Below are 18,921 nucleotides of genomic sequence, written 5' to 3'. Positions count from 1 at the left end.
GGGACTACGCCTCCGAGGGTGTACGGCGGGCGAGCTCCGCCTCGGTCGACTTCAGCAGGTCGTTCCAGGACGCCTCGAACTTCTCGACGCCCTCGTCCTCCAGGACCTGGACGACATCGTCGTACGAGATGCCGAGCGCCGCCACGTCGTCGAGCAGCGAACGCGACTCGTCGTAGGTGCCGTGGATGGTGTCGCCGACGATCTGGCCGTGGTCGGCGGTGGCCTCCAGGGTGGCCTCCGGCATGGTGTTCACCGTGCCCGGGGCGACCAGGTCGTCCACGTACAGGGTGTCCTTGTAGGCCGGGTCCTTGACGCCGGTCGAGGCCCACAGCGGACGCTGCTTGTTGGCCTGCGCCTTGTCGAGGGCGGCCCACCGCTCGGAGCCGAAGACCTCCTCGTACGCCTGGTAGGCGAGGCGGGCGTTGGCCAGCGCGGCCTTGCCCTTGAGGCCCTTGGCCTCGTCGGTGCCGATCGCGTCGAGGCGCTTGTCGATCTCGGAGTCCACCCGGGACACGAAGAAGGACGCCACCGAGTGGATCTTCGAGAGGTCCAGGCCGCGCTCGCGGGCCTTCTCCAGGCCCGCCAGGTAGGCGTCCATGACCTCGCGGTAGCGCGCGAGCGAGAAGATCAGCGTCACGTTGACGCTGATGCCGAGGCCGATGACCTCGGTGATCGCCGGCAGACCCGCCTTGGTGGCCGGGATCTTGATGAGGGTGTTGGGGCGGTCCACCAGCCAGGCCAGCTGCTTGGCCTCGGCGATGGTGGGCACCGTGTGGTGCGCCAGGCGCGGGTCGACCTCGATGGACACCCGGCCGTCCTGGCCGTCGGTCGCGTCGAAGACCGGGCGCAGGATGTCGGCGGCGTCCCGCACGTCGGCCGTCGTGATCATGCGGATGGCCTCGTCCACGGTCACCTTGCGGGCGGCGAGGTCGGCGAGCTGCTGCTCGTAACCGTCACCCGAGGTGATCGCCTTCTGGAAGATGGACGGGTTGGTGGTCACACCCACCACATGGCTCTGGTCGATGAGCTCGGCCAGGTTGCCGGACGTGATCCGCTTGCGCGAGAGGTCGTCCAGCCAGATGGCGACGCCTTCGTCGGAGAGGCGCTTGAGAGCGTCTGTCATGGGAGTTGCATCTCCAAAAAGTCGTACGTGAGCGGGTCAGCGCGCGGCGTCGGCGAGAGATTCCCGCGCGGCGGCGACGATCGCCTCCGGCGTGAACCCGAACTCGCGGAACAGGACCTTGGCGTCCGCCGAGGCACCGAAGTGCTCAAGGGACACGACACGGCCCGCGTCACCGACGTAACGGTGCCAGGTGAGACCGATACCGGCCTCGACGGCCACCCGGGCCTTGACCGACGGCGGCAGGACGGAGTCCTTGTACTCCTGCCCCTGCTCCTCGAACCACTCCACCGACGGCATCGAGACCACCCGGGTGGGCACCCCGGCGGCCTGCAGCTGCTCGCGGGCCTCGACGGCCAGGTGCACCTCGGAGCCGGTCGCGACGAGCAGGACCTGGGCGTCGCCGCCCTCGGCCTCGAACATCACGTAACCGCCCTTGACGGTGTCCTCGTTCGGGGCGTAGGTCGGCACGCCCTGGCGGGTCAGCGCCAGACCGTGCGGGGCGCCCTTGCCGTACACCTTGGTGTGCCGCTGGGTGATCTCGCGCCAGGCGATCGCCGTCTCGTTGGCGTCGGCCGGACGGACCACGTTCAGACCCGGGATCGCGCGCAGCGCGGCCAGGTGCTCCACCGGCTGGTGGGTCGGGCCGTCCTCGCCGAGGCCGACCGAGTCGTGCGTCCACACGTAGGTCACCGGCAGGTGCATCAGCGCGGACAGCCGGACGGCGTTGCGCATGTAGTCGGAGAACACCAGGAAGGTGCCGCCGTAGATGCGGGTGTTGCCGTGCAGCGCGATGCCGTTCATCTCCGCGGCCATCGCGTGCTCGCGGATGCCGAAGTGGATGGTCCGGCCGTACGGGTCGGCCTCCGGCAGCGGGTTGCCCTCCGGGAGGAAGGAGGACGTCTTGTCGATCGTGGTGTTGTTGGAGCCCGCGAGGTCGGCCGAGCCGCCCCACAGCTCCGGGATCACCGCGCCGAGCGCCTGCAGCACCTTGCCGGAGGCGGCACGGGTGGCGACACCCTGGCCGGGCTCGAAGACCGGCAGCTTGTCGGCCCAGCCGGCCGGCAGCTCGTTGGCCTGGATCCGGTCGAAGGTGGCGGCGCGCTCCGGGTTGGCGGTACGCCACTCGGCGAGCGACTTCTCCCACGCGGCGCGGGCCTCGCGGCCGCGGTCGCCGAGTGCGCGGGTGTGGCCGATGACCTCGTCGGAGACCTCGAAGCTCTGCTCCGGGTCGAAGCCGAGGACGCGCTTGGTGGCGGCGACCTCGTCGGCGCCGAGCGCCGAGCCGTGCGCGGCCTCGGTGTTCTGCGCGTTCGGGGCCGGCCAGGCGATGATCGAGCGCATCGCGATGAACGACGGACGCTCGGTCTCGGCCTCGGCGGCCTTGATCGCCGCGTAGAGGGCGGCCGGGTCCAGGTCGCCGTCGGCCTTGGGCTCGACGCGCTGGACGTGCCAGCCGTACGCCTCGTACCGCTTCACGGTGTCCTCGGACACGGCGGTCTCGGTGTCGCCCTCGATCGAGATGTGGTTGTCGTCCCACAGCAGGATCAGGTTGCCGAGCTTCTGGTGGCCCGCGAGCGAGGACGCCTCGGCGGAGATGCCCTCCTGGAGGCAGCCGTCACCGGCGATCACGTACACGTGGTGGTCGAACGGGGAGGTGCCCTGGGCCGCCTCCGGGTCGAACAGGCCGCGCTCGTAGCGGGCGGCCATGGCCATGCCCACCGCGTTGGCGACACCCTGGCCGAGCGGGCCCGTGGTGGTCTCCACGCCCGCCGTGTGGCCGTACTCCGGGTGACCCGGGGTCTTGGAGCCCCAGGTGCGGAACGCCTTCAGGTCGTCCAGCTCAAGACCGAAGCCACCCAGGTAGAGCTGGGTGTACAGGGTCAGCGAGGAGTGTCCGGCGGACAGTACGAACCGGTCGCGGCCCACCCACTCCGGGTCGGCGGGGTCGTGCCGCATCACCTTCTGGAAGAGGGTGTACGCGGCGGGCGCCAGGCTCATCGCCGTGCCGGGATGGCCGTTGCCGACCTTCTGTACGGCGTCGGCGGCCAGGATGCGGGCGGTGTCCACGGCCCGCTGGTCCAGTTCGGTCCACTCGAGGTCTGTGGTGGTCGGCTTAGTGCTCACCCTGAGTCAGGGCTCCTCTCCACATGTCTTGAGCCGGTGACTGAGGGTGTCCCGGCGCTGTCGAGCCTACCCCCGAAAAACGCGCCTCTTTTCGGGCCGACGCCCCTCAAATGAGCGCACACAGCAAGACTGCCGCCGCCCGTGCCGGTTCGCCTCCCGAGCGGCCGCGCGCCAGGTGAACGCCGGGTGTCCACGCCTCGGGACGCACCCTCGGGTGACCCCCGCCAACACGACCCCACCCCCGCGAAGACCGGCGTATGGCCAACGTCTACAGTGGCGTGGTACGCGCAAGCCTTCACCTGTTTCTCATCCAGGAGGCTTGCTGGGAAATTCTCTGTCAGGGGTGTGCGTGACGGCCGTCGAGTCCCGACCCGCAGGGGTCGTCCTGACTCCCAGCCCGGGGGGCCATCGGCCGTTCGGGGCCCGCGTCAGGGCATTCGTGGCGCTGACCAAGCCGCGGATCATCGAGCTGCTGCTCATCACGACCGTTCCGGTGATGTTCCTCGCCGAACAGGGCGTGCCCGACCTGTGGCTGGTGCTCGCCACCTGCTTCGGCGGTTATCTCTCCGCGGGCGGCGCCAACGCGCTGAACATGTACATCGACCGCGACATCGACGCCCTGATGGACCGCACCTCCCAGCGCCCGCTGGTGACCGGGGTCCTGACGCCGCGCGAGGGCCTGGTCTTCGGCCTCAGCCTCGCGGTGATCTCCACCCTCTGGTTCGGCCTGCTCGTCAACTGGCTGTCGGCCTGGCTGTCGCTCGGCGCGCTGCTGTTCTACGTGGTCGTCTACACGATGATCCTCAAGCGGCGCACCGCGCAGAACATCGTCTGGGGCGGCATCGCCGGCTGCATGCCGGTGCTGATCGGCTGGTCCGCGGTCACCGACTCGATGTCCTGGGCCGCGGTCATCCTCTTCCTCGTCATCTTCTTCTGGACGCCGCCGCACTACTGGCCGCTGTCGATGAAGGTGAAGGACGACTACGCCCGCGCGGGCGTGCCGATGCTGCCGGTGCTCGCCTCCAACAAGGTCGTCGCCAAGCAGATCGTGGTCTACAGCTGGGTGATGGTGGCGGTCTCGCTGTCGCTCACCGCGCTGGACTACACCGGCTGGTTCTACACCTCGGTGGCGCTGGTCACCGGCGGCTGGTGGCTGTGGGAGGCGCACGCGCTGCTCAACCGCGCCAAGTCCGAGGTCACCGGCGCGAAGCTGAAGGAGATGCGGCTGTTCCACTGGTCCATCACCTATGTGTCGCTGCTGTTCGTGGCGGTCGCGGTGGACCCGTTCCTGCGCTGACACCCGCTGTCCTCCGGTGTCCTCCCGGTCTTCCCGGCGACGGCCGGGGTGCGTGGCCCACGCCACGTGCCCCGGCCGTCGCCAGTTGATCTACCCGCGAGTAGCATCCTTGCCATGGCAGACGCAGACACGGCAGACGCAGGCACGGCGGAGACCGCGGAGCAGACCGCGGCCGGCACCAGGGGTGCCAGGCAGGCGGAGCGCAGGGCCGCCAAGCTCGCCAAGGAGATCAAGGCGTTCGCGGGGCAGCACGGCGGCGCCGAGGGCCAGCTCGCCCACATCGGCCAGGCGGGCACCCGGATCGTCCTGGTCGGCACGGACGGCGGCTGGGGCGACCTGGTGGCCCCCACGTACGCCGTCGCCCAGCGGGCCGCCGAGCAGGCCGGACTGACCCTGCACGACGAGTTCGACGGCGAGTTCGCCGCGAAGGTCGTCACCGGGCCCTACGAGTGGACCCGGATGGCGGGCATCCAGATCGGTGGCCCTTCGAACGCCTGACGGTACGGCGCCCGGCACGGCCCGCCGACACGGGTGTCAGCGGGCCTTCGGTGCTGACGGCGGCGCTGACGCGGCGAGCTGACGCCCGGGCCCGCGCCACGCCCGGGCCGACGAGCTTCGGGGAGCCGAAAACCTCGTGCGGGGCTCACCCGTTAGGAGGGGTGGAAGCCCGTCCACACGTGGGAGCCCCCGCAATGATCGCCACCGAGAACCTGGTCGACCAGTACTGCCACGGGGTGCTCCGTACGGAGCTCGGCCTCGGCACCTTCGAGACCCGTCTCGCCCCGACCGCCGCCGCCGCCGCGCTGCCCGCCGCGGGCACCACCTTCTTCGACACCCAGACCGGCTTCGCGGTCCGCCGCTGGTGCCCGCCGCTGCTCGGCCTCGAACCGCACTGCCCGCCCGCCCGCTATCTGGCCAGGCGCCGCGAGCTCGGCGTCCTGGAGACCGGCCGGCGGCTGCTGCGCGCCTCCGGCATCGCCACCTACCTCGTCGACACCGGACTGCCCGGCGATCTGACCGGGCCCGCCGAACTGGCCGCCACCGGCGGCGCCGCCGCGCACGAGATCGTCCGCCTCGAACTCCTCGCCCAGCACGTCGCCGACACCTCCGGCACCGTCGACGCCTTCCTCGGCAACCTCACCGAGGCCGTCCTCGGGGCCGCCGAGTGCGCCGTCGCCTTCACCTCGGTCGCGGGGGTACGGGGCGGGCTCGCCGCGGTGCCCGAGCCACCGGCACCCGGCGAGGTGCGCGGCGCGGCCGGCCGCTGGCTGGCCCGGCGGGCGGCCGGGGGAGCGCTGGACGACCCGGTGCTGCTGCGCCATCTGCTGTGGGTCGCGGTCGGCGCGGGACGGCCGCTGCAACTGCACGTGGGGGACCGGGACCCGGGCACCCTCGCCGGGTTCGCGGAGGCCACCGGCGGGCTCGGCGCCGAACTGGTGCTGCTGCACGAGTACCCGCACCACCGGCAGGCGGCCCGGCTCGCCGCGCACTTCCCGCACGTGTACGCCGACCTCGGCCCGGTGGTGGCCCGCACCGGGGCCAGGGCGGCGGCGGTGCTCGCCGAGTTCCTTGAGCTGGCGCCGTTCGGCAAACTGCTGTTCTCCAGCGGCGCGAGCGGCCTGCCGGAGCTGCACGTGGTGGCGGCGAGCGTGTTCCGCGGCGCGCTCGGCCGGGTGCTCGGCGAGTGGGTCGCCGACGGCGCCTGGTCCCGTACCGACGCGGAACGGGTCGCGGGCCTGATCGCGGCGGGCAACGCGCGCCGGGTCTACCGCCTCGGGTAGGCCCGGCGTACGGCGGAAGGGGTCAGGCGGTGGCCAGCTCGGCGTCCGGCTGGGCCGGGATCCCGGCGCTGACGGCCGGACGCTCGCGCAGGCTCAGGGCGAGCCGCAGCACCGCGATCCACATCAGCGAGGAGCCCAGCATGTGCACGGCGACCAGGGCCTCCGGCACATTGGTCAGGTACTGGACGTAGCCGATGGCGCCCTGGAGCAGGAGCACCACGAGCAGGTCGCGGGCCCGGTCCCGGGTGTCGTCGGGGGCGTCCACCATCCGCAGCACCAGCCACATCGCGAGCGCCAGCGCGCACAGCGCCCAGGCGGCCACCGCGTGGACGTGCGCCGCGTCGGTCCAGTCCCACGGCATCCGGGGCACGTCGCTGCTGTCGCCCGCGTGCTTGCCCGAACCGGTCACCGTGGTGCCCAGCACGATCAGCACGGCCGACACGAGCGTGATCGCCCAGCCCAGCTTGCGCACCGGCTTCGGCACCCGCGGCTTCGGGGTGCCGTCACCCTCGCCGGTCCGGTGCCAGGTGATCACGGCCACCGTGAGCAGCGAGTTCGCGGCCAGGAAGTGACCGGCCACGGTCCACGGGTTGAGGCCCATCCACACCGTGATGCCGCCGAGCACGGCGTTGCTCATCACGATCCAGAACTGGGCCCAGCCGAGCCGGGTCAGCGAGCGGCGGCGCGGCTTCGTCGAGCGGGCGGCGATGATCGCCCAGCCGACGGCGGCCGACAGGACGTAGGTCAGCATCCGGTTGCCGAACTCGATCGCGCCGTGGAAGCCCTGCTCCGCCGTGACGATCAGGCTGTCGTCGGTGCACTTGGGCCAGGTGTCGCAGCCGAGACCGGAGCCGGTCAGCCGGACCGCGCCACCGGTGACGATGATGACCACGCTCATCACGACGGCGGAGAGCGCGGCGCGCCGCAGGATCCGGGGGGACGGGGTCCAGCGCTGGGCGATGAAGGCGAGGGGGGTCTGCACGGGCCCCATCGTAGGACGGGGCTTGTGCACGGTTTCACGAGGGGGTGGTTACGGGGCGAGTCGCCCCGAATCGTCACCGTACGGCTACTCCGCGCAGCGGCCCCCGACCGCTCCCGGCGGCTACTCCCAGCGGAAGAACCGGGCCGCCGTGCCGAGCCCCAGGACCGCCCACACCGCGAGGGTCAGCGCGTCGCCCCACGGCAGCGCCGCGCCGTCCTGGAGCACCGCCCGCAGCCCGTCGGAGAGCGCCGAGATCGGCAGCAGTTCGAGCACCGAGCGCACCGCGTCCGGGAACTTCGCCAGCGGCACGATCACCCCGCCGCCCACCAGGAGCAGCAGGAACACCAGATTGGCGGCGGCCAGCGTCGCCTCGGCCTTGAGGGTGCCGGCCATCAGCAGCCCGAGCCCGGAGAACGCGGCCGTGCCGAGCACGAGGAGCACGAACACCGACAGCGGGTTCCCGTGCGGGGACCAGCCGAGGGCCAGCGCGATCACCGTCACGAGCGCCACCTGGAGCACCTCGGTGACCAGCACCGACAGCGTCTTGGCGGTCATCAGCGCCCAGCGCGGCAGCGGCGAGGCGCCGAGCCGCTTCAGCACCCCGTAGCGGCGCTCGAAGCCGGTCGCGATGGCCTGCCCGGTGAAGGCGGTGGACATCACGGAGAGCGCGAGGACACCGGGCGCGAGGAAGTCGACGGCCTTGTCCGCGCCGGTGTCGATGATGTCGACCGTCGAGAACAGCACCAGCAGCAGCGCCGGGATGATCACGGTGAGCAGCAGCTGCTCGCCGTTGCGCAGCAGCATCCGGGTCTCCAGGGCGGCCTGCGCGGCGATCATCCGCCCGACCGGCGCGGCCCCGGGCCGCGGCGCGTACGTACCGCCCGGGCCGGAGCCCGTACCCGAGCCCGTGTGCGTACCCGTGCTCATCCGCGCAGCTCCTTGCCGGTCAGCTCCAAAAAGACGTCTTCCAGGGTGTGCCGTTCGACCGAGATCCGGTCCGGCATCACCCCGTGCTGCGCGCACCAGCTGGTGACGGTGGCGAGCAGCTGCGGGTCGACCGTGCCGGTGAGGCGGTAGGTGCCCGGGGTGGGTTCGGCGGCCTGGGTGCCGTCGGGCAGTGCCTTCAGGAGCGAGCCGAGGTCGAGTCCCGCGCGGCCGCTGAAGCGCAGGGTGTTCTCGGCGCCGCCGCGGCACAGCTCCTCGGGGCTGCCCTGGGCGACGACCCGGCCCGCGTCCACGATGGCGACGTCGTCGGCCAGGTCCTCCGCCTCGTTCATGAGGTGGGTGGTGAGCACCACGCTCACGCCGTCGGCGCGCAGCTCGCGGATCAGCTCCCAGGTGGCCCGGCGGGCCTGCGGGTCGAGGCCCGCGGTCGGCTCGTCGAGGAAGACGAGCTCGGGGCGGCCGACCACGGCCATCGCGAGGGACAGCCGCTGCTGCTGGCCGCCGGACAGCCGCCGGTAGGCCGTACGGCCGCAGGAGCCGAGGCCGAGCCGCTCGATCAGGGCGGGCACGTCCAGCGGGTGGGCGTGCAGCTTCGCCATGTGCCGCAGCATCTCCCCGGCGCGGGCGCCGGAGTAGACGCCGCCGGACTGGAGCATCACGCCGATCCGGGGCCGCAGCGCCGCCGCGTCGGCGACCGGGTCGAGGCCGAGGACGCGGACGCTGCCCGCGTCCGGCCGCCGGTAGCCCTCGCAGGTCTCGATGGTGGTGGTCTTGCCCGCCCCGTTGGGGCCGAGGACGGCGGTCACGGTGCCCGCCCGGACGTCGAGGTCGAGGCCGTCGACGGCGGTCTTGGCCCCGTACCGCTTGACCAGGCCCCGGACCCGGACCACGGACTCGACGGACTCGTTTCGCATGTCCGGAAGTCTAGAGAGGGGGCGAAGGTCCCCCCGGCTCGGGGCCCGGGTCCCTGGAGAAGGGACCTTTACTCGTCCCTCACGCCCGGGCGCGGGCATAGCGTCGAAAGAGTGATCAGTGTGGCGGAGAACCTCGAGGAAACCGTCGGACAGGCCGCCCACAAGGCGCACGACCTGGCCCGGCCCGGCCGGTACGCGGTCTCGGCGATGCTCGCCGGGGCCTACATCGGGGTCGGGGAGGTGCTGCTGCTCGTCGCCGTCTCGCCGTTCGTGGCCCAGCACTCGGCCGCCGCCAAGCTCCTGGAGGGCGCGGTCTTCCCGGTCGCCCTGACCATCGTGATGTTCGCCGGGGCGCAGCTGTTCACCAGCAATGTGATGGTGATGCTGATCGGCCGGCTGTCCGGCAGGACCGGCTGGCGCGATCTGGTCGGCAGCTGGTCGCTGTCGCTGGCCGGAAACTTCGTCGGCGCGTTCCTCTTCGGCGCGATGGTGCACGCCTCGGGCGTGCTGAACGCGCCGTCCGCGAAGGCGATGCTGCACGAGCTGGTGGCGGGCAAGGAGGCGCTCGCGGGCGGTCAGCTGTTCTGGCGCGCGGTGCTCTGCAACATGCTCGTCTGCCTGGCGATCTGGATGTTCTACCGGGCCCGGGGGGACGCGGCGAAGCTGTTCGTGCTGTGGCTGCCGGTGCTGGTCTTCGTCGCGGTGGGCTTCGAGCACTGCGTCGCGAACATGGCCCTTTTCTCCCTCGCGATCCTCGACGGATCGGCCGGATTCGGCGATCTGGGGCGCAATCTGCTCTTCACGGTGCCGGGCAACATCATCGGCGGCGGGCTCCTGGTGGCCTGCTCGTACTGGTTCACCGGCCGCCCCGACCGGGCGGAAACCGCTGGTCAGAACGCTGGTGATTCGTCCTACGAATGATCGTTTCCGCAGGTCAGGTAAGGCTTACCTGCGTGACGCACAGCACCGCCGCGCCCGAGGACCTCGCTTGTCAGTCCCCGATTAATTACGCAACAATGGCGTTGTGAAAAACGTCGGTGAGGCTCCGCAGGAGGAACTCGCGACCGGTGAGCGCTCCACGCGCAACCGGATCGCGCGCTCCATCCTGGACCACGGCCCCTCCACCGTCGCCGATCTGGCGGACCGCCTCGGCCTCACCCAGGCCGCCGTCCGCCGCCATCTCGACTCCCTCGTCGGGGACAACGTCGTCGAGGCGCGCGAGAAGCGGGTGTACGGCGCCCGCACCCGGGGCCGCCCCGCGAAGATCTTCGCGCTCACCGACTGCGGCCGGGACGCCTTCGACCAGTCCTACGACACCCTCGCCGTCGACGCCCTGCGCTGGATCGAGCGCAGCGCCGGTGGCGGGGCCGCCGGAGAGGCGGCCGTCGCCGCGTTCGCCAAGGACCGCATCGAGTCCCAGGGCGACGCCTACCGCGAGGCCGTCGAGTCCGTCCCGCCCGAGCGGCGCACCGAGGCCCTGGCCAAGGCGCTGACCGCCGACGGGTACGCTGCCACCGCACGCCACGCGCCGGTCGGCGAGCAGCTCTGCCAGCACCACTGCCCGGTCGCCCATGTCGCCGAGCGGTATCCACAGCTGTGCGAGGCGGAGACGGAATTCTTCTCCCGCCTCCTCGGGACCCACGTCCAGCGACTGGCCACCATCGCGCATGGTGACGGCGTCTGCACGACGTTCATCCCGCACGCCGCCCCCGGCGGCGCACAGACCACTTCATCCACCGCATCATCAGCAAGCACCGCCGGGAGGAACCCCGCATGACCACCGAGATCAGCCACCCCGAGCTCGAGGGCCTGGGTCGGTACGAGTACGGCTGGGCCGACTCGGACGCGGCGGGCGCCGCCGCCACGCGAGGTCTCTCCGAGGCTGTCGTCCGCGACATCTCCTCGAAGAAGAACGAGCCCGAGTGGATGCTGAAGCTGCGGCTCAAGGGCCTCAAGCTGTTCGGCAAGAAGCCCATGCCGACCTGGGGCTCCGACCTCTCCGGCATCGACTTCGACAACATCAAGTACTTCGTGCGGTCCACCGAGAAGCAGGCCGAGTCCTGGGAGGACCTGCCGGAGGACATCAAGAACACGTACGACAAGCTTGGCATCCCGGAGGCGGAGAAGCAGCGCCTCGTCGCCGGTGTCGCCGCCCAGTACGAGTCCGAGGTCGTCTACCACCAGATCCGCGAGGACCTGGAGGAGCAGGGCGTCATCTTCGTCGACACCGACACCGCGCTGAAGGAGCACGAGGAACTCTTCAAGGAGTACTTCGGCACCGTCATCCCGGTCGGCGACAACAAGTTCGCCTCCCTGAACACGGCCGTGTGGTCCGGCGGATCGTTCATCTACGTGCCCAAGGGCGTGCAGGTCGAGATCCCGCTCCAGGCGTACTTCCGGATCAACACCGAGAACATGGGCCAGTTCGAGCGGACGCTGATCATCGTCGACGAGGACGCCTACGTCCACTACGTCGAGGGCTGCACCGCCCCGATCTACTCGTCCGACTCGCTGCACTCCGCGGTCGTCGAGATCATCGTGAAGAAGGGCGGCCGCTGCCGCTACACGACCATCCAGAACTGGTCGAACAACGTCTACAACCTGGTGACCAAGCGCGCCGTCGCCTACGAGGGCGCCACCATGGAGTGGGTCGACGGCAACATCGGCTCCAAGGTCACCATGAAGTACCCGGCCGTCTACCTGATGGGCGAGCACGCCAAGGGCGAGACCCTGTCCATCGCCTTCGCGGGCGAGGGCCAGCACCAGGACGCCGGCGCCAAGATGGTCCACATGGCCCCGAACACCTCCTCCAACATCGTCTCCAAGTCGGTGGCGCGAGGCGGCGGCCGCACCTCCTACCGCGGTCTCATCGAGATCGGCGAGGGCGCCCCGGGCTCCAAGTCCAACGTGCTGTGCGACGCGCTGCTCGTCGACACGATCTCCCGCTCCGACACGTACCCCTACGTGGACGTGCGCGAGGACGACGTCTCCATGGGCCACGAGGCGACCGTCTCCAAGGTCTCCGAGGACCAGCTCTTCTACCTGATGAGCCGCGGCCTCACCGAGTTCGAGGCCATGGCGATGATCGTGCGCGGCTTCGTCGAGCCGATCGCCAAGGAGCTCCCGATGGAGTACGCCCTGGAGCTGAACCGGCTGATCGAGCTGCAGATGGAGGGCTCGGTCGGCTGATCCGCCGCCGCCCCACCCGTACCGCAGCGACTGATTCTTTGACGCAGGAAGAGAGCAAGACGACAGCCATGGCTGAGGCTCAGAACATCCCGGCGGGCTCCACCACCGCCGGCTCGATCGCGGTGGCCGCCGAGTCCACCGTCGCCACCCGGATGAGCGCCCCGCCGTCCTTCGACGTCGCAGACTTCCCGGTCCCGCACGGGCGCGAGGAGGAGTGGCGCTTCACCCCGCTGGAGCGACTGGCCGGTCTGCACGACGGCACCGCCAGCGCCACCGGCGAGGGTGTCCGGGTCGAGATCGAGGCCCCCGAGGGCGTCACCGTGGAGACCGTCGGCCGCGACGACGCCCGCCTCGGCCGCGCCAAGCCGGTCGACCGGGTCGCCGCCCAGGCGTACTCCGCCTTCGAGAAGGCCGCGGTCGTCACCGTCCCCAAGGAGACCGTGCTCACCGAGCCGGTCCGGATCGCCGTGCACGGCGAGGGCGGCGTCGCCTTCGGCCACCAGGTGATCGAGCTCGGCGCCTTCGCCGAGGCCGTCGTGGTGATCGACCACAGCGGTGACGCGGTGCTCGCCGCCAACGTCGACTACGTGCTCGGCGACGGCGCCAAGCTCACCGTGGTCTCCGTCCAGGACTGGGACGAGAAGGCCGTCCACGTCGCCCAGCACAACGCGCTGGTCGGCCGCGACGCCTCCTTCAAGTCCGTCGTGGTGACCTTCGGCGGCGACCTGGTCCGCCTCCACCCGCGCGTGGAGTACACCGCCACCGGCGGCACCGCCGAGCTCTTCGGCCTCTACTTCACCGACGCCGGCCAGCACCACGAGCACCGCCTCCTGGTCGACCACAACACCCCGCACTGCACCTCCAACGTCGCCTACAAGGGCGCGCTGCAGGGCCAGAACGCGCACGCGGTGTGGATCGGTGACGTGCTCATCCAGGCCGCGGCCGAGGGCACCGACACCTACGAGCTCAACCGGAACCTGGTCCTCACCGACGGTGCCCGGGTCGACTCGGTGCCGAACCTGGAGATCGAGACCGGCGAGATCACCGGCGCGGGCCACGCCTCCGCCACCGGCCGCTTCGACGACGAGCAGCTCTTCTACCTGATGGCCCGCGGCATCCCGGCCCCCGAGGCCCGCCGCCTCGTCGTCCGCGGCTTCTTCGCCGAGCTGGTCCAGCAGATCGGTCTGCCGGACGTCGAGGAGCGCCTCATCGCCAAGATCGAGGCGGAGCTGGAGGCTTCCGTCTGATGGCCTTCGTCCGCGTCTGTGCGCTGAGCGAGCTGGCCGAGGACACCCCCAAGCGGGTGGAGCTCGACGGCACGCCGGTGTCCCTCGTCCGCACCGAGGGCGAGGTGTTCGCGATCAACGACATCTGCTCGCACGCGAACGTCTCGCTCTCCGAGGGCGAGGTCGAGGACTGCGCGATCGAGTGCTGGCTGCACGGCTCCAGCTTCGACCTCCGCACCGGCAAGCCCTCCGGCCTTCCCGCGACGCGCCCCGTCCCCGTATACCCCGTAAAGATCGAAGGGGACGATGTGCTCGTCTCCGTCACCCAGGAGTCCTGAGTCACCCATGGCAACGCTTGAAATCCACGACCTGCACGTCTCCGTCGAGGCCGAGAACGGCTCGCGCGAGATCCTCAAGGGTGTCGACCTGACCATCAAGCAGGGCGAGACCCACGCCGTCATGGGCCCGAACGGCTCCGGCAAGTCGACCCTGGCGTACTCGCTGGCCGGCCACCCGAAGTACACGATCACCGGCGGCACCGTCACCCTCGACGGTGAGGACGTCCTGGAGATGTCGGTCGACGAGCGCGCCCGCGCCGGTGTCTTCCTGGCCATGCAGTACCCGGTCGAGGTCCCCGGCGTCTCGGTCTCCAACTTCCTGCGGACCTCCGCCACCGCCGTCCGCGGCGAGGCCCCCAAGCTGCGCACCTGGGTCAAGGAGGTCAAGGAGGCCATGGAGAAGCTCTCCATGGACCCGTCCTTCGCCGAGCGCAACGTCAACGAGGGCTTCTCCGGCGGTGAGAAGAAGCGCCACGAGATCCTGCAGCTGGAGCTCCTCAAGCCGAAGATCGCGATCCTCGACGAGACCGACTCCGGCCTCGACGTCGACGCCCTGCGCATCGTCTCCGAGGGCGTCAACCGGGTCCGTGAGAGCGGCGAGGTCGGCACCCTGCTGATCACCCACTACACGCGCATCCTGCGCTACATCAAGCCCGACTTCGTGCACGTGTTCGCGAACGGCCGCATCGTCGAGTCCGGCGGCGCCGAGCTCGCCGACCAGCTCGAGAACGAGGGCTACGACAAGTACGTGAAGGGTGGCGCATCCGCGTGACTTCCGCCCATCAGGGGCTGACCGGCCTCCTCGACACCGAGGCGATCCGCAAGGACTTCCCGCTGCTGGATCGCGTGGTCCACGACGGCAAGAAGATCGTGTACCTGGACTCCGCGGCCACCTCGCAGAAGCCGCGCCAGGTCCTCGACGCGCTCAACGCTTACTACGAGCGGCACAACGCGAACGTCCACCGCGGCGTCTACACGGTCGCCGAGGAGGCCACCGCGCTGTACGAGGGCGCCCGCGACAAGGTCGCCGCCTTCATCAACGCGCCGAGCCGCGACGAGGTGATCTTCACCAAGAACGCCTCCGAGTCGCTCAACCTCGTGGCCAACATGCTGGGCTGGGCCGACGAGCCCTACCGGGTCGACCACGAGACCGAGATCGTCATCACGGAGATGGAGCACCACTCCAACATCGTGCCGTGGCAGCTGCTCGCGCAGCGCACCGGCGCGAAGCTGAAGTGGTTCGGGCTCACCGACGAGGGCAGGCTCGACCTGTCCAACATCGAGGAGCTCATCACCGAGAAGACGAAGATCGTCTCCTTCACCCTGGTGTCGAACCTGCTCGGCACCTTCAACCCGGTGGAGACGATCATCCGGCGCGCCCAGGAGGTCGGTGCGCTGGTCTGCATCGACGCCTCCCAGGCCGCCCCGCACATGGTGCTCGACGTGCAGGCGCTGCAGGCCGACTTCGTGGCCTTCACCGGCCACAAGATGTGCGGCCCGACCGGCATCGGCGTGCTGTGGGGCCGCCAGGAGCTCCTGGAGGACCTGCCGCCGTTCCTCGGTGGCGGCGAGATGATCGAGACCGTCTCGATGCACTCCTCCACCTACGCCCCGGCGCCGCACAAGTTCGAGGCGGGCACGCCGCCGATCGCGCAGGCGGTCGGGCTCGGCGCGGCCGTGGACTACCTCTCGGCGATCGGCATGGAGAACATCCAGCGCCACGAGCACGCGATCACCGAGTACGCCGTCCGCCGCCTCCAGGAGGTCCCCGACCTGCGGATCATCGGCCCCACCACGGCCGAGGACCGCGGCGCGGCGATCTCCTTCACGCTGGGCGACATCCACCCGCACGACGTGGGCCAGGTCCTCGACGAGGAGGGCATCGCGGTCCGGGTCGGGCACCACTGCGCGCGTCCGGTCTGCCTGCGGTACGGAATTCCCGCGACCACGCGAGCGTCGTTCTATCTGTACTCCACCCCGGCCGAGGTCGACGCCCTCGTCGCGGGTCTGGAGCACGTACGGAACTTCTTCGGCTAGGGGACGGCTCGTGAAGCTGGATTCGATGTACCAGGACGTCATCCTGGACCACTACAAGCACCCGCACGGGCGCGGTCTTCGGGACGGCGACGCCGAGGTGCACCATGTCAACCCGACCTGCGGCGACGAGATCACGCTCCGCGTGAAGTACGACGGCTCGCGGATCGAGGACGTGTCGTACGAGGGCCAGGGCTGCTCCATCAGCCAGGCTTCGGCGTCCGTGCTCAACGAGCTGCTCGTCGGCAAGGAGCTGGCCGAGGCGCAGAAGATCCAGGGCACCTTCCTGGAGCTGATGCAGTCCAAGGGCCAGCTGGAGCCGGACGACGCGATGGAGGAGGTCCTGGAGGACGCGGTCGCGTTCGCCGGGGTCTCGAAGTACCCGGCCCGGGTGAAGTGCGCGCTGCTCAGCTGGATGGCGTGGAAGGACGCGACCGCGCAGGCGCTCGGCGCGGAGGCGGAAGGGAAGTCGGCATGACCGAGAACATCGAGGCCACGATGAAGCCGGCCTCCGAGGAAGAGGTCCGCGAGGCCCTGTACGACGTCGTCGACCCCGAGCTGGGCATCGACGTCGTCAACCTGGGCCTGATCTACGGGATCCACATCGACGACGCGAACATCGCGACCCTGGACATGACCCTGACGTCGGCGGCCTGTCCGCTGACCGACGTGATCGAGGACCAGGCGAAGGCCGCGACCGACGGCATCGTCAACGAGCTGAAGATCAACTGGGTCTGGATGCCCCCGTGGGGCCCGGACAAGATCACCGACGACGGCCGCGAGCAGCTGCGGGCGCTGGGCTTCAACGTCTGAGCCGAGCCGCCGGGCGTCGCGTACGCCGGTGACATCCGTACGTGTGGGAGGGCCGCACCCGAGTGGGTGCGGCCCTCCGCGCGTGTCCGGGCCCGAGCGCGTCCCGGGCGGCCCCGTCAGTACGGTGTCGCCGCCGTCTGGGCCAGGGTCGGGGCCAGGTTCTCCTGGCGGATGCGCTGGTCGACGTAGAGGAGGCCGGAGACCAGGGGCTGGAAGGGGGCGATGACGGCCTGGGTGATCAGCTGGCCGATCAGCAGGACGGCCATCATGCCGCCGAAGATGCCGATGAGGTCGCTCGCCGACACCTGGTCCTGCGGGTTGTAGGTCATCAGCGGGAACGAGCCGACCGTGGAGACGATCTGCTGGATGAAGAAGCCGACCATGGAGGCCATCGCCGCCGCCGCCAGGGTGCAGCCGAAGATCCGCCACCAAGAGCCGCGGACCAGGGCGGAGGAGCGGCGCATCGCCGCCACGGGGCCCTGCTGTTCGATGACGGCGACCGTCGGGGCGAGGCTGAACTTCACCCAGAGCCAGGCGGCGAGCGGCACCGCGAGGAGCATGACGAGGAACATCAGGCCGCCGGTCAGGGCCATGCCGCCGCCCACGTCGGACGAGGAAGAGGACGACGCGCTCTCGATCATGCCCAGGAACAGGAACACGAAGCCGAGCACGAACGGCACGACCGGCAGCGCGGTCACCAGTGCCGTCAGCAGGATCGTGCCGAGCACCGAACCGAGCCGTGACCAGGCCCGGCGCCACGCGGTGGCGAAGCCGATCGGGCGCCCGAGGACCGCCTCCTGGAGCACGGCCGGGACGGCCGCGTACACCAGGGCCGAGCTGAGCAGCATGACGATCATGGCGGCCAGCCAGACCACGCCGAAGGCGACCACAAGGGCGGTGATGTCGTCGGCGTCCGCGTCCATGCCGGACGGGGTGGCCTCGAGCCGCCGCACCGTGTCGCCCACCAGCGCCCAGCCGGTGAGCAGCAGCGCGCCGACCAGCAGCGCCGCGCCCGCGTAGGCGCTGATCGCCACGCCGATCAGCGGCTTCCAGTAGCGCCCGTAGGTGCTGAAGGCCCCGGTCAGGATCTCGCCGAAACGCAGCGGGGCCAGCGGTATGACGCCCGGCTTGGGCGGCGGAGGCGGGGGAGCGTATCCGTAACCGTACGGCCCCGTGGGATATGTCATGCGCACACGGTAGCGGGCAGCGATATGTACGGGCGTACACATGCATGCGTACACTCGTACACATGGGATACGGACTGCTCGCGGGAGCCATAGCGGCCGAGATCGTCGCCACCACCTCGATGAAGTACAGCGAGGGCTTCTCCAAACTGATCCCCTCGCTCGTCACCGGCCTCGGCTACCTCGTCGCCTTCGCCCTCCTCGCCAAGGCGCTCAAGACCCTGGAGGTCGGCACCGCCTACGCCATCTGGTCCGGCGTCGGCACCGCCGCCGTCGCCGCCATAGGAGCGCTCTTCCTCGGCGAGTCCATGAACCTCGCCAAGATCGCCGGACTCGTCCTCATCATCGCCGGGGTCGCCGTCCTCAACCTCGGCGGCGCCCACTGATGGCCGCCCCGCACGCGCGCCCCCGCCGCCACGACCCCGACCGCCGCGAACGCCTCGTCGACGCCGCCCTCCGGGTCGTCGGCCGGGCCGGGATCGCCGGACTGAGCCACCGCACCGTGGCCGCCGAGGCCGATGTGCCGCTCGGCTCCACCACGTACCACTTCGCCTCCCTCGACGAACTCCTCGTCGCCGCCCTGCGCAAGGCCAACGACAACTTCGGCCGCGCGCTGCGCGAGAGCCCCGGCATCGCCGACCCCGCGAGCGACCTCGCCGCCGTCCTCGCCCGGCTGATGGGCGACTGGATCGGCGGCGACCGCCGCGGCGTCGAGCTGGAGTACGAGCTCTACCTCGCCGCCCTGCGCCGCCCCGCCCTGCGCCCCGTCGCCGCCGAATGGGCCGACGACGTCGGCCGCGTCCTCGCCGCCCGCACCGACCCCGCCACCGCCCGCGCCGTCATCGCCCTGATGGACGGCGTCTGCCTGCAGGTGCTGCTCACCGGCGGCGCGTACGACGAGGGGTACGCGCGCGAGATGCTCGCCCGGGTGCTGGCCACGCCCGACACCTGAGACCGGTTGGCCCGGGTGG

20 protein-coding genes are annotated in these 18,921 nt (G+C 70.7%); 14 read left to right on the top strand and 6 right to left on the bottom strand.

Going from position 1 to position 18,921, the window contains the following annotated elements:
- Window positions 1-4: 4 nt before the first annotated feature.
- Together tal and tkt are read right to left on the bottom strand one after the other, a co-directional pair.
- Window positions 5-1,123 carry a transaldolase gene (gene tal / locus ACIPXM_RS09690; protein WP_401653837.1) on the bottom strand — a complete coding sequence of 373 codons (1,119 nt, stop codon included), beginning with the start codon at window positions 1,121-1,123 and terminating at the stop codon, window positions 5-7.
- 36 nt (window positions 1,124-1,159) lie between these two features.
- Entirely contained in the window at window positions 1,160-3,247 is a 2,088-nt protein-coding gene (tkt, locus tag ACIPXM_RS09685) for a transketolase (protein ID WP_401653835.1), read from the bottom strand.
- Between the two features lie 349 nt (window positions 3,248-3,596).
- On the opposite strand from tkt, the gene ACIPXM_RS09680 reads away from it, so the two are divergent.
- The 3 genes from ACIPXM_RS09680 (at window position 3,597) to ACIPXM_RS09670 (ending at window position 6,325) form a co-directional block, all read left to right on the top strand.
- Window positions 3,597-4,544: a heme o synthase gene (locus ACIPXM_RS09680; RefSeq protein ID WP_401653833.1), complete on the top strand. Its 948-nt coding sequence runs from the start codon at window positions 3,597-3,599 to the stop codon at window positions 4,542-4,544.
- A gap of 114 nt (window positions 4,545-4,658) precedes the next feature.
- A complete protein-coding gene (locus ACIPXM_RS09675) occupies window positions 4,659-5,042 on the top strand; it encodes a hypothetical protein (RefSeq protein ID WP_401653831.1) in 384 nt (127 codons plus the stop codon).
- Window positions 5,043-5,236: 194 nt separating this feature from the next.
- A complete protein-coding gene (locus tag ACIPXM_RS09670; RefSeq protein ID WP_401653829.1) occupies window positions 5,237-6,325 on the top strand; it encodes an amidohydrolase in 1,089 nt (362 codons plus the stop codon).
- A gap of 22 nt (window positions 6,326-6,347) precedes the next feature.
- Here ACIPXM_RS09670 and ACIPXM_RS09665 read toward each other — a convergent pair whose 3' ends face one another.
- The 3 genes from ACIPXM_RS09665 to ACIPXM_RS09655 form a co-directional block, all read right to left on the bottom strand.
- On the bottom strand, window positions 6,348-7,316 hold the full coding sequence (locus ACIPXM_RS09665) for a heme A synthase (RefSeq protein WP_401653826.1): 969 nt from the start codon (window positions 7,314-7,316) through the stop codon (window positions 6,348-6,350).
- Window positions 7,317-7,427: 111 nt separating this feature from the next.
- Window positions 7,428-8,234 (bottom strand): ABC transporter permease, encoded by an 807-nt coding sequence (locus tag ACIPXM_RS09660; RefSeq protein WP_401653824.1) that lies wholly within the window; start codon window positions 8,232-8,234, stop codon window positions 7,428-7,430.
- The gene (locus ACIPXM_RS09655) at window positions 8,231-9,166 is read right to left on the bottom strand and encodes an ABC transporter ATP-binding protein (protein ID WP_401653822.1); all 936 of its coding nucleotides are present in this window, start codon (window positions 9,164-9,166) and stop codon (window positions 8,231-8,233) included. The genes ACIPXM_RS09660 and ACIPXM_RS09655 overlap by 4 nt, the downstream gene beginning before the upstream one ends.
- A gap of 120 nt (window positions 9,167-9,286) precedes the next feature.
- Here ACIPXM_RS09655 and ACIPXM_RS09650 point away from each other — a divergent pair, with 120 nt between their 5' ends.
- From ACIPXM_RS09650 to ACIPXM_RS09610, 9 genes are all read left to right on the top strand, one after another.
- Entirely contained in the window at window positions 9,287-10,087 is an 801-nt protein-coding gene (locus tag ACIPXM_RS09650; protein ID WP_401653820.1) for a formate/nitrite transporter family protein, read from the top strand.
- 103 nt (window positions 10,088-10,190) lie between these two features.
- Entirely contained in the window at window positions 10,191-10,943 is a 753-nt protein-coding gene (locus ACIPXM_RS09645) for a helix-turn-helix transcriptional regulator (RefSeq protein ID WP_401653818.1), read from the top strand.
- Window positions 10,940-12,355 (top strand): Fe-S cluster assembly protein SufB, encoded by a 1,416-nt coding sequence (sufB, locus tag ACIPXM_RS09640; protein WP_401653816.1) that lies wholly within the window; start codon window positions 10,940-10,942, stop codon window positions 12,353-12,355. Before ACIPXM_RS09645 ends, sufB begins: the two co-directional genes overlap by 4 nt.
- 68 nt (window positions 12,356-12,423) lie before the next feature.
- Entirely contained in the window at window positions 12,424-13,602 is a 1,179-nt protein-coding gene (gene sufD, locus ACIPXM_RS09635) for a Fe-S cluster assembly protein SufD (RefSeq protein WP_401653814.1), read from the top strand.
- Window positions 13,602-13,919 (top strand): bifunctional 3-phenylpropionate/cinnamic acid dioxygenase ferredoxin subunit, encoded by a 318-nt coding sequence (locus ACIPXM_RS09630; protein ID WP_401653812.1) that lies wholly within the window; start codon window positions 13,602-13,604, stop codon window positions 13,917-13,919. The genes sufD and ACIPXM_RS09630 overlap by 1 nt, the downstream gene beginning before the upstream one ends.
- A 7-nt stretch (window positions 13,920-13,926) precedes the next feature.
- On the top strand, window positions 13,927-14,691 hold the full coding sequence (gene sufC, locus ACIPXM_RS09625) for a Fe-S cluster assembly ATPase SufC (RefSeq protein ID WP_401653810.1): 765 nt from the start codon (window positions 13,927-13,929) through the stop codon (window positions 14,689-14,691).
- Window positions 14,688-15,956 (top strand): cysteine desulfurase, encoded by a 1,269-nt coding sequence (locus ACIPXM_RS09620; protein WP_401653808.1) that lies wholly within the window; start codon window positions 14,688-14,690, stop codon window positions 15,954-15,956. Before sufC ends, ACIPXM_RS09620 begins: the two co-directional genes overlap by 4 nt.
- A 10-nt stretch (window positions 15,957-15,966) precedes the next feature.
- The gene (gene sufU, locus ACIPXM_RS09615; RefSeq protein WP_401653806.1) at window positions 15,967-16,431 is read left to right on the top strand and encodes a Fe-S cluster assembly sulfur transfer protein SufU; all 465 of its coding nucleotides are present in this window, start codon (window positions 15,967-15,969) and stop codon (window positions 16,429-16,431) included.
- The gene (locus ACIPXM_RS09610; protein ID WP_401653804.1) at window positions 16,428-16,766 is read left to right on the top strand and encodes a metal-sulfur cluster assembly factor; all 339 of its coding nucleotides are present in this window, start codon (window positions 16,428-16,430) and stop codon (window positions 16,764-16,766) included. Before sufU ends, ACIPXM_RS09610 begins: the two co-directional genes overlap by 4 nt.
- Before the next feature lie 116 nt (window positions 16,767-16,882).
- Here the strand turns inward: ACIPXM_RS09610 and ACIPXM_RS09605 are convergent, their stop codons facing one another.
- Window positions 16,883-17,953, bottom strand: a complete 1,071-nt coding sequence (locus ACIPXM_RS09605) for an oxidoreductase (protein WP_401653802.1) — start codon at window positions 17,951-17,953, stop codon at window positions 16,883-16,885.
- Window positions 17,954-18,015: 62 nt separating this feature from the next.
- On the opposite strand from ACIPXM_RS09605, the gene ACIPXM_RS09600 reads away from it, so the two are divergent.
- Together ACIPXM_RS09600 and ACIPXM_RS09595 are read left to right on the top strand one after the other, a co-directional pair.
- Window positions 18,016-18,336: a DMT family transporter gene (locus tag ACIPXM_RS09600; RefSeq protein WP_401653800.1), complete on the top strand. Its 321-nt coding sequence runs from the start codon at window positions 18,016-18,018 to the stop codon at window positions 18,334-18,336.
- Window positions 18,336-18,902, top strand: coding sequence for a TetR/AcrR family transcriptional regulator (locus ACIPXM_RS09595; protein ID WP_401653798.1), 567 nt, complete (start codon window positions 18,336-18,338; stop codon window positions 18,900-18,902). The genes ACIPXM_RS09600 and ACIPXM_RS09595 overlap by 1 nt, the downstream gene beginning before the upstream one ends.
- Window positions 18,903-18,921 lie beyond the last annotated feature (19 nt).

The sequence above is a fragment of the Streptomyces sp. NPDC090025 genome, assembly GCF_044748125.1.
Lineage (GTDB): Bacteria > Actinomycetota > Actinomycetes > Streptomycetales > Streptomycetaceae > Streptomyces.
This window is presented reverse-complemented; position numbering and strand designations above follow the sequence as displayed.

Coding starts and splice junctions, on each gene's coding strand:
- tal (WP_401653837.1), bottom strand. CDS start 1,123: ATGACAGACGCTCTCAAGCGCCTCTCCGACGAAGGCGTCGCCATCTGG.
- ACIPXM_RS09675 (WP_401653831.1), top strand. CDS start 4,659: ATGGCAGACGCAGACACGGCAGACGCAGGCACGGCGGAGACCGCGGAG.
- ACIPXM_RS09670 (WP_401653829.1), top strand. CDS start 5,237: ATGATCGCCACCGAGAACCTGGTCGACCAGTACTGCCACGGGGTGCTC.
- ACIPXM_RS09665 (WP_401653826.1), bottom strand. CDS start 7,316: ATGGGGCCCGTGCAGACCCCCCTCGCCTTCATCGCCCAGCGCTGGACC.
- ACIPXM_RS09660 (WP_401653824.1), bottom strand. CDS start 8,234: ATGAGCACGGGTACGCACACGGGCTCGGGTACGGGCTCCGGCCCGGGC.
- ACIPXM_RS09655 (WP_401653822.1), bottom strand. CDS start 9,166: ATGCGAAACGAGTCCGTCGAGTCCGTGGTCCGGGTCCGGGGCCTGGTC.
- sufB (WP_401653816.1), top strand. CDS start 10,940: ATGACCACCGAGATCAGCCACCCCGAGCTCGAGGGCCTGGGTCGGTAC.
- sufD (WP_401653814.1), top strand. CDS start 12,424: ATGGCTGAGGCTCAGAACATCCCGGCGGGCTCCACCACCGCCGGCTCG.
- ACIPXM_RS09630 (WP_401653812.1), top strand. CDS start 13,602: ATGGCCTTCGTCCGCGTCTGTGCGCTGAGCGAGCTGGCCGAGGACACC.
- sufC (WP_401653810.1), top strand. CDS start 13,927: ATGGCAACGCTTGAAATCCACGACCTGCACGTCTCCGTCGAGGCCGAG.
- ACIPXM_RS09610 (WP_401653804.1), top strand. CDS start 16,428: ATGACCGAGAACATCGAGGCCACGATGAAGCCGGCCTCCGAGGAAGAG.
- ACIPXM_RS09605 (WP_401653802.1), bottom strand. CDS start 17,953: ATGACATATCCCACGGGGCCGTACGGTTACGGATACGCTCCCCCGCCT.
- ACIPXM_RS09600 (WP_401653800.1), top strand. CDS start 18,016: ATGGGATACGGACTGCTCGCGGGAGCCATAGCGGCCGAGATCGTCGCC.
- ACIPXM_RS09595 (WP_401653798.1), top strand. CDS start 18,336: ATGGCCGCCCCGCACGCGCGCCCCCGCCGCCACGACCCCGACCGCCGC.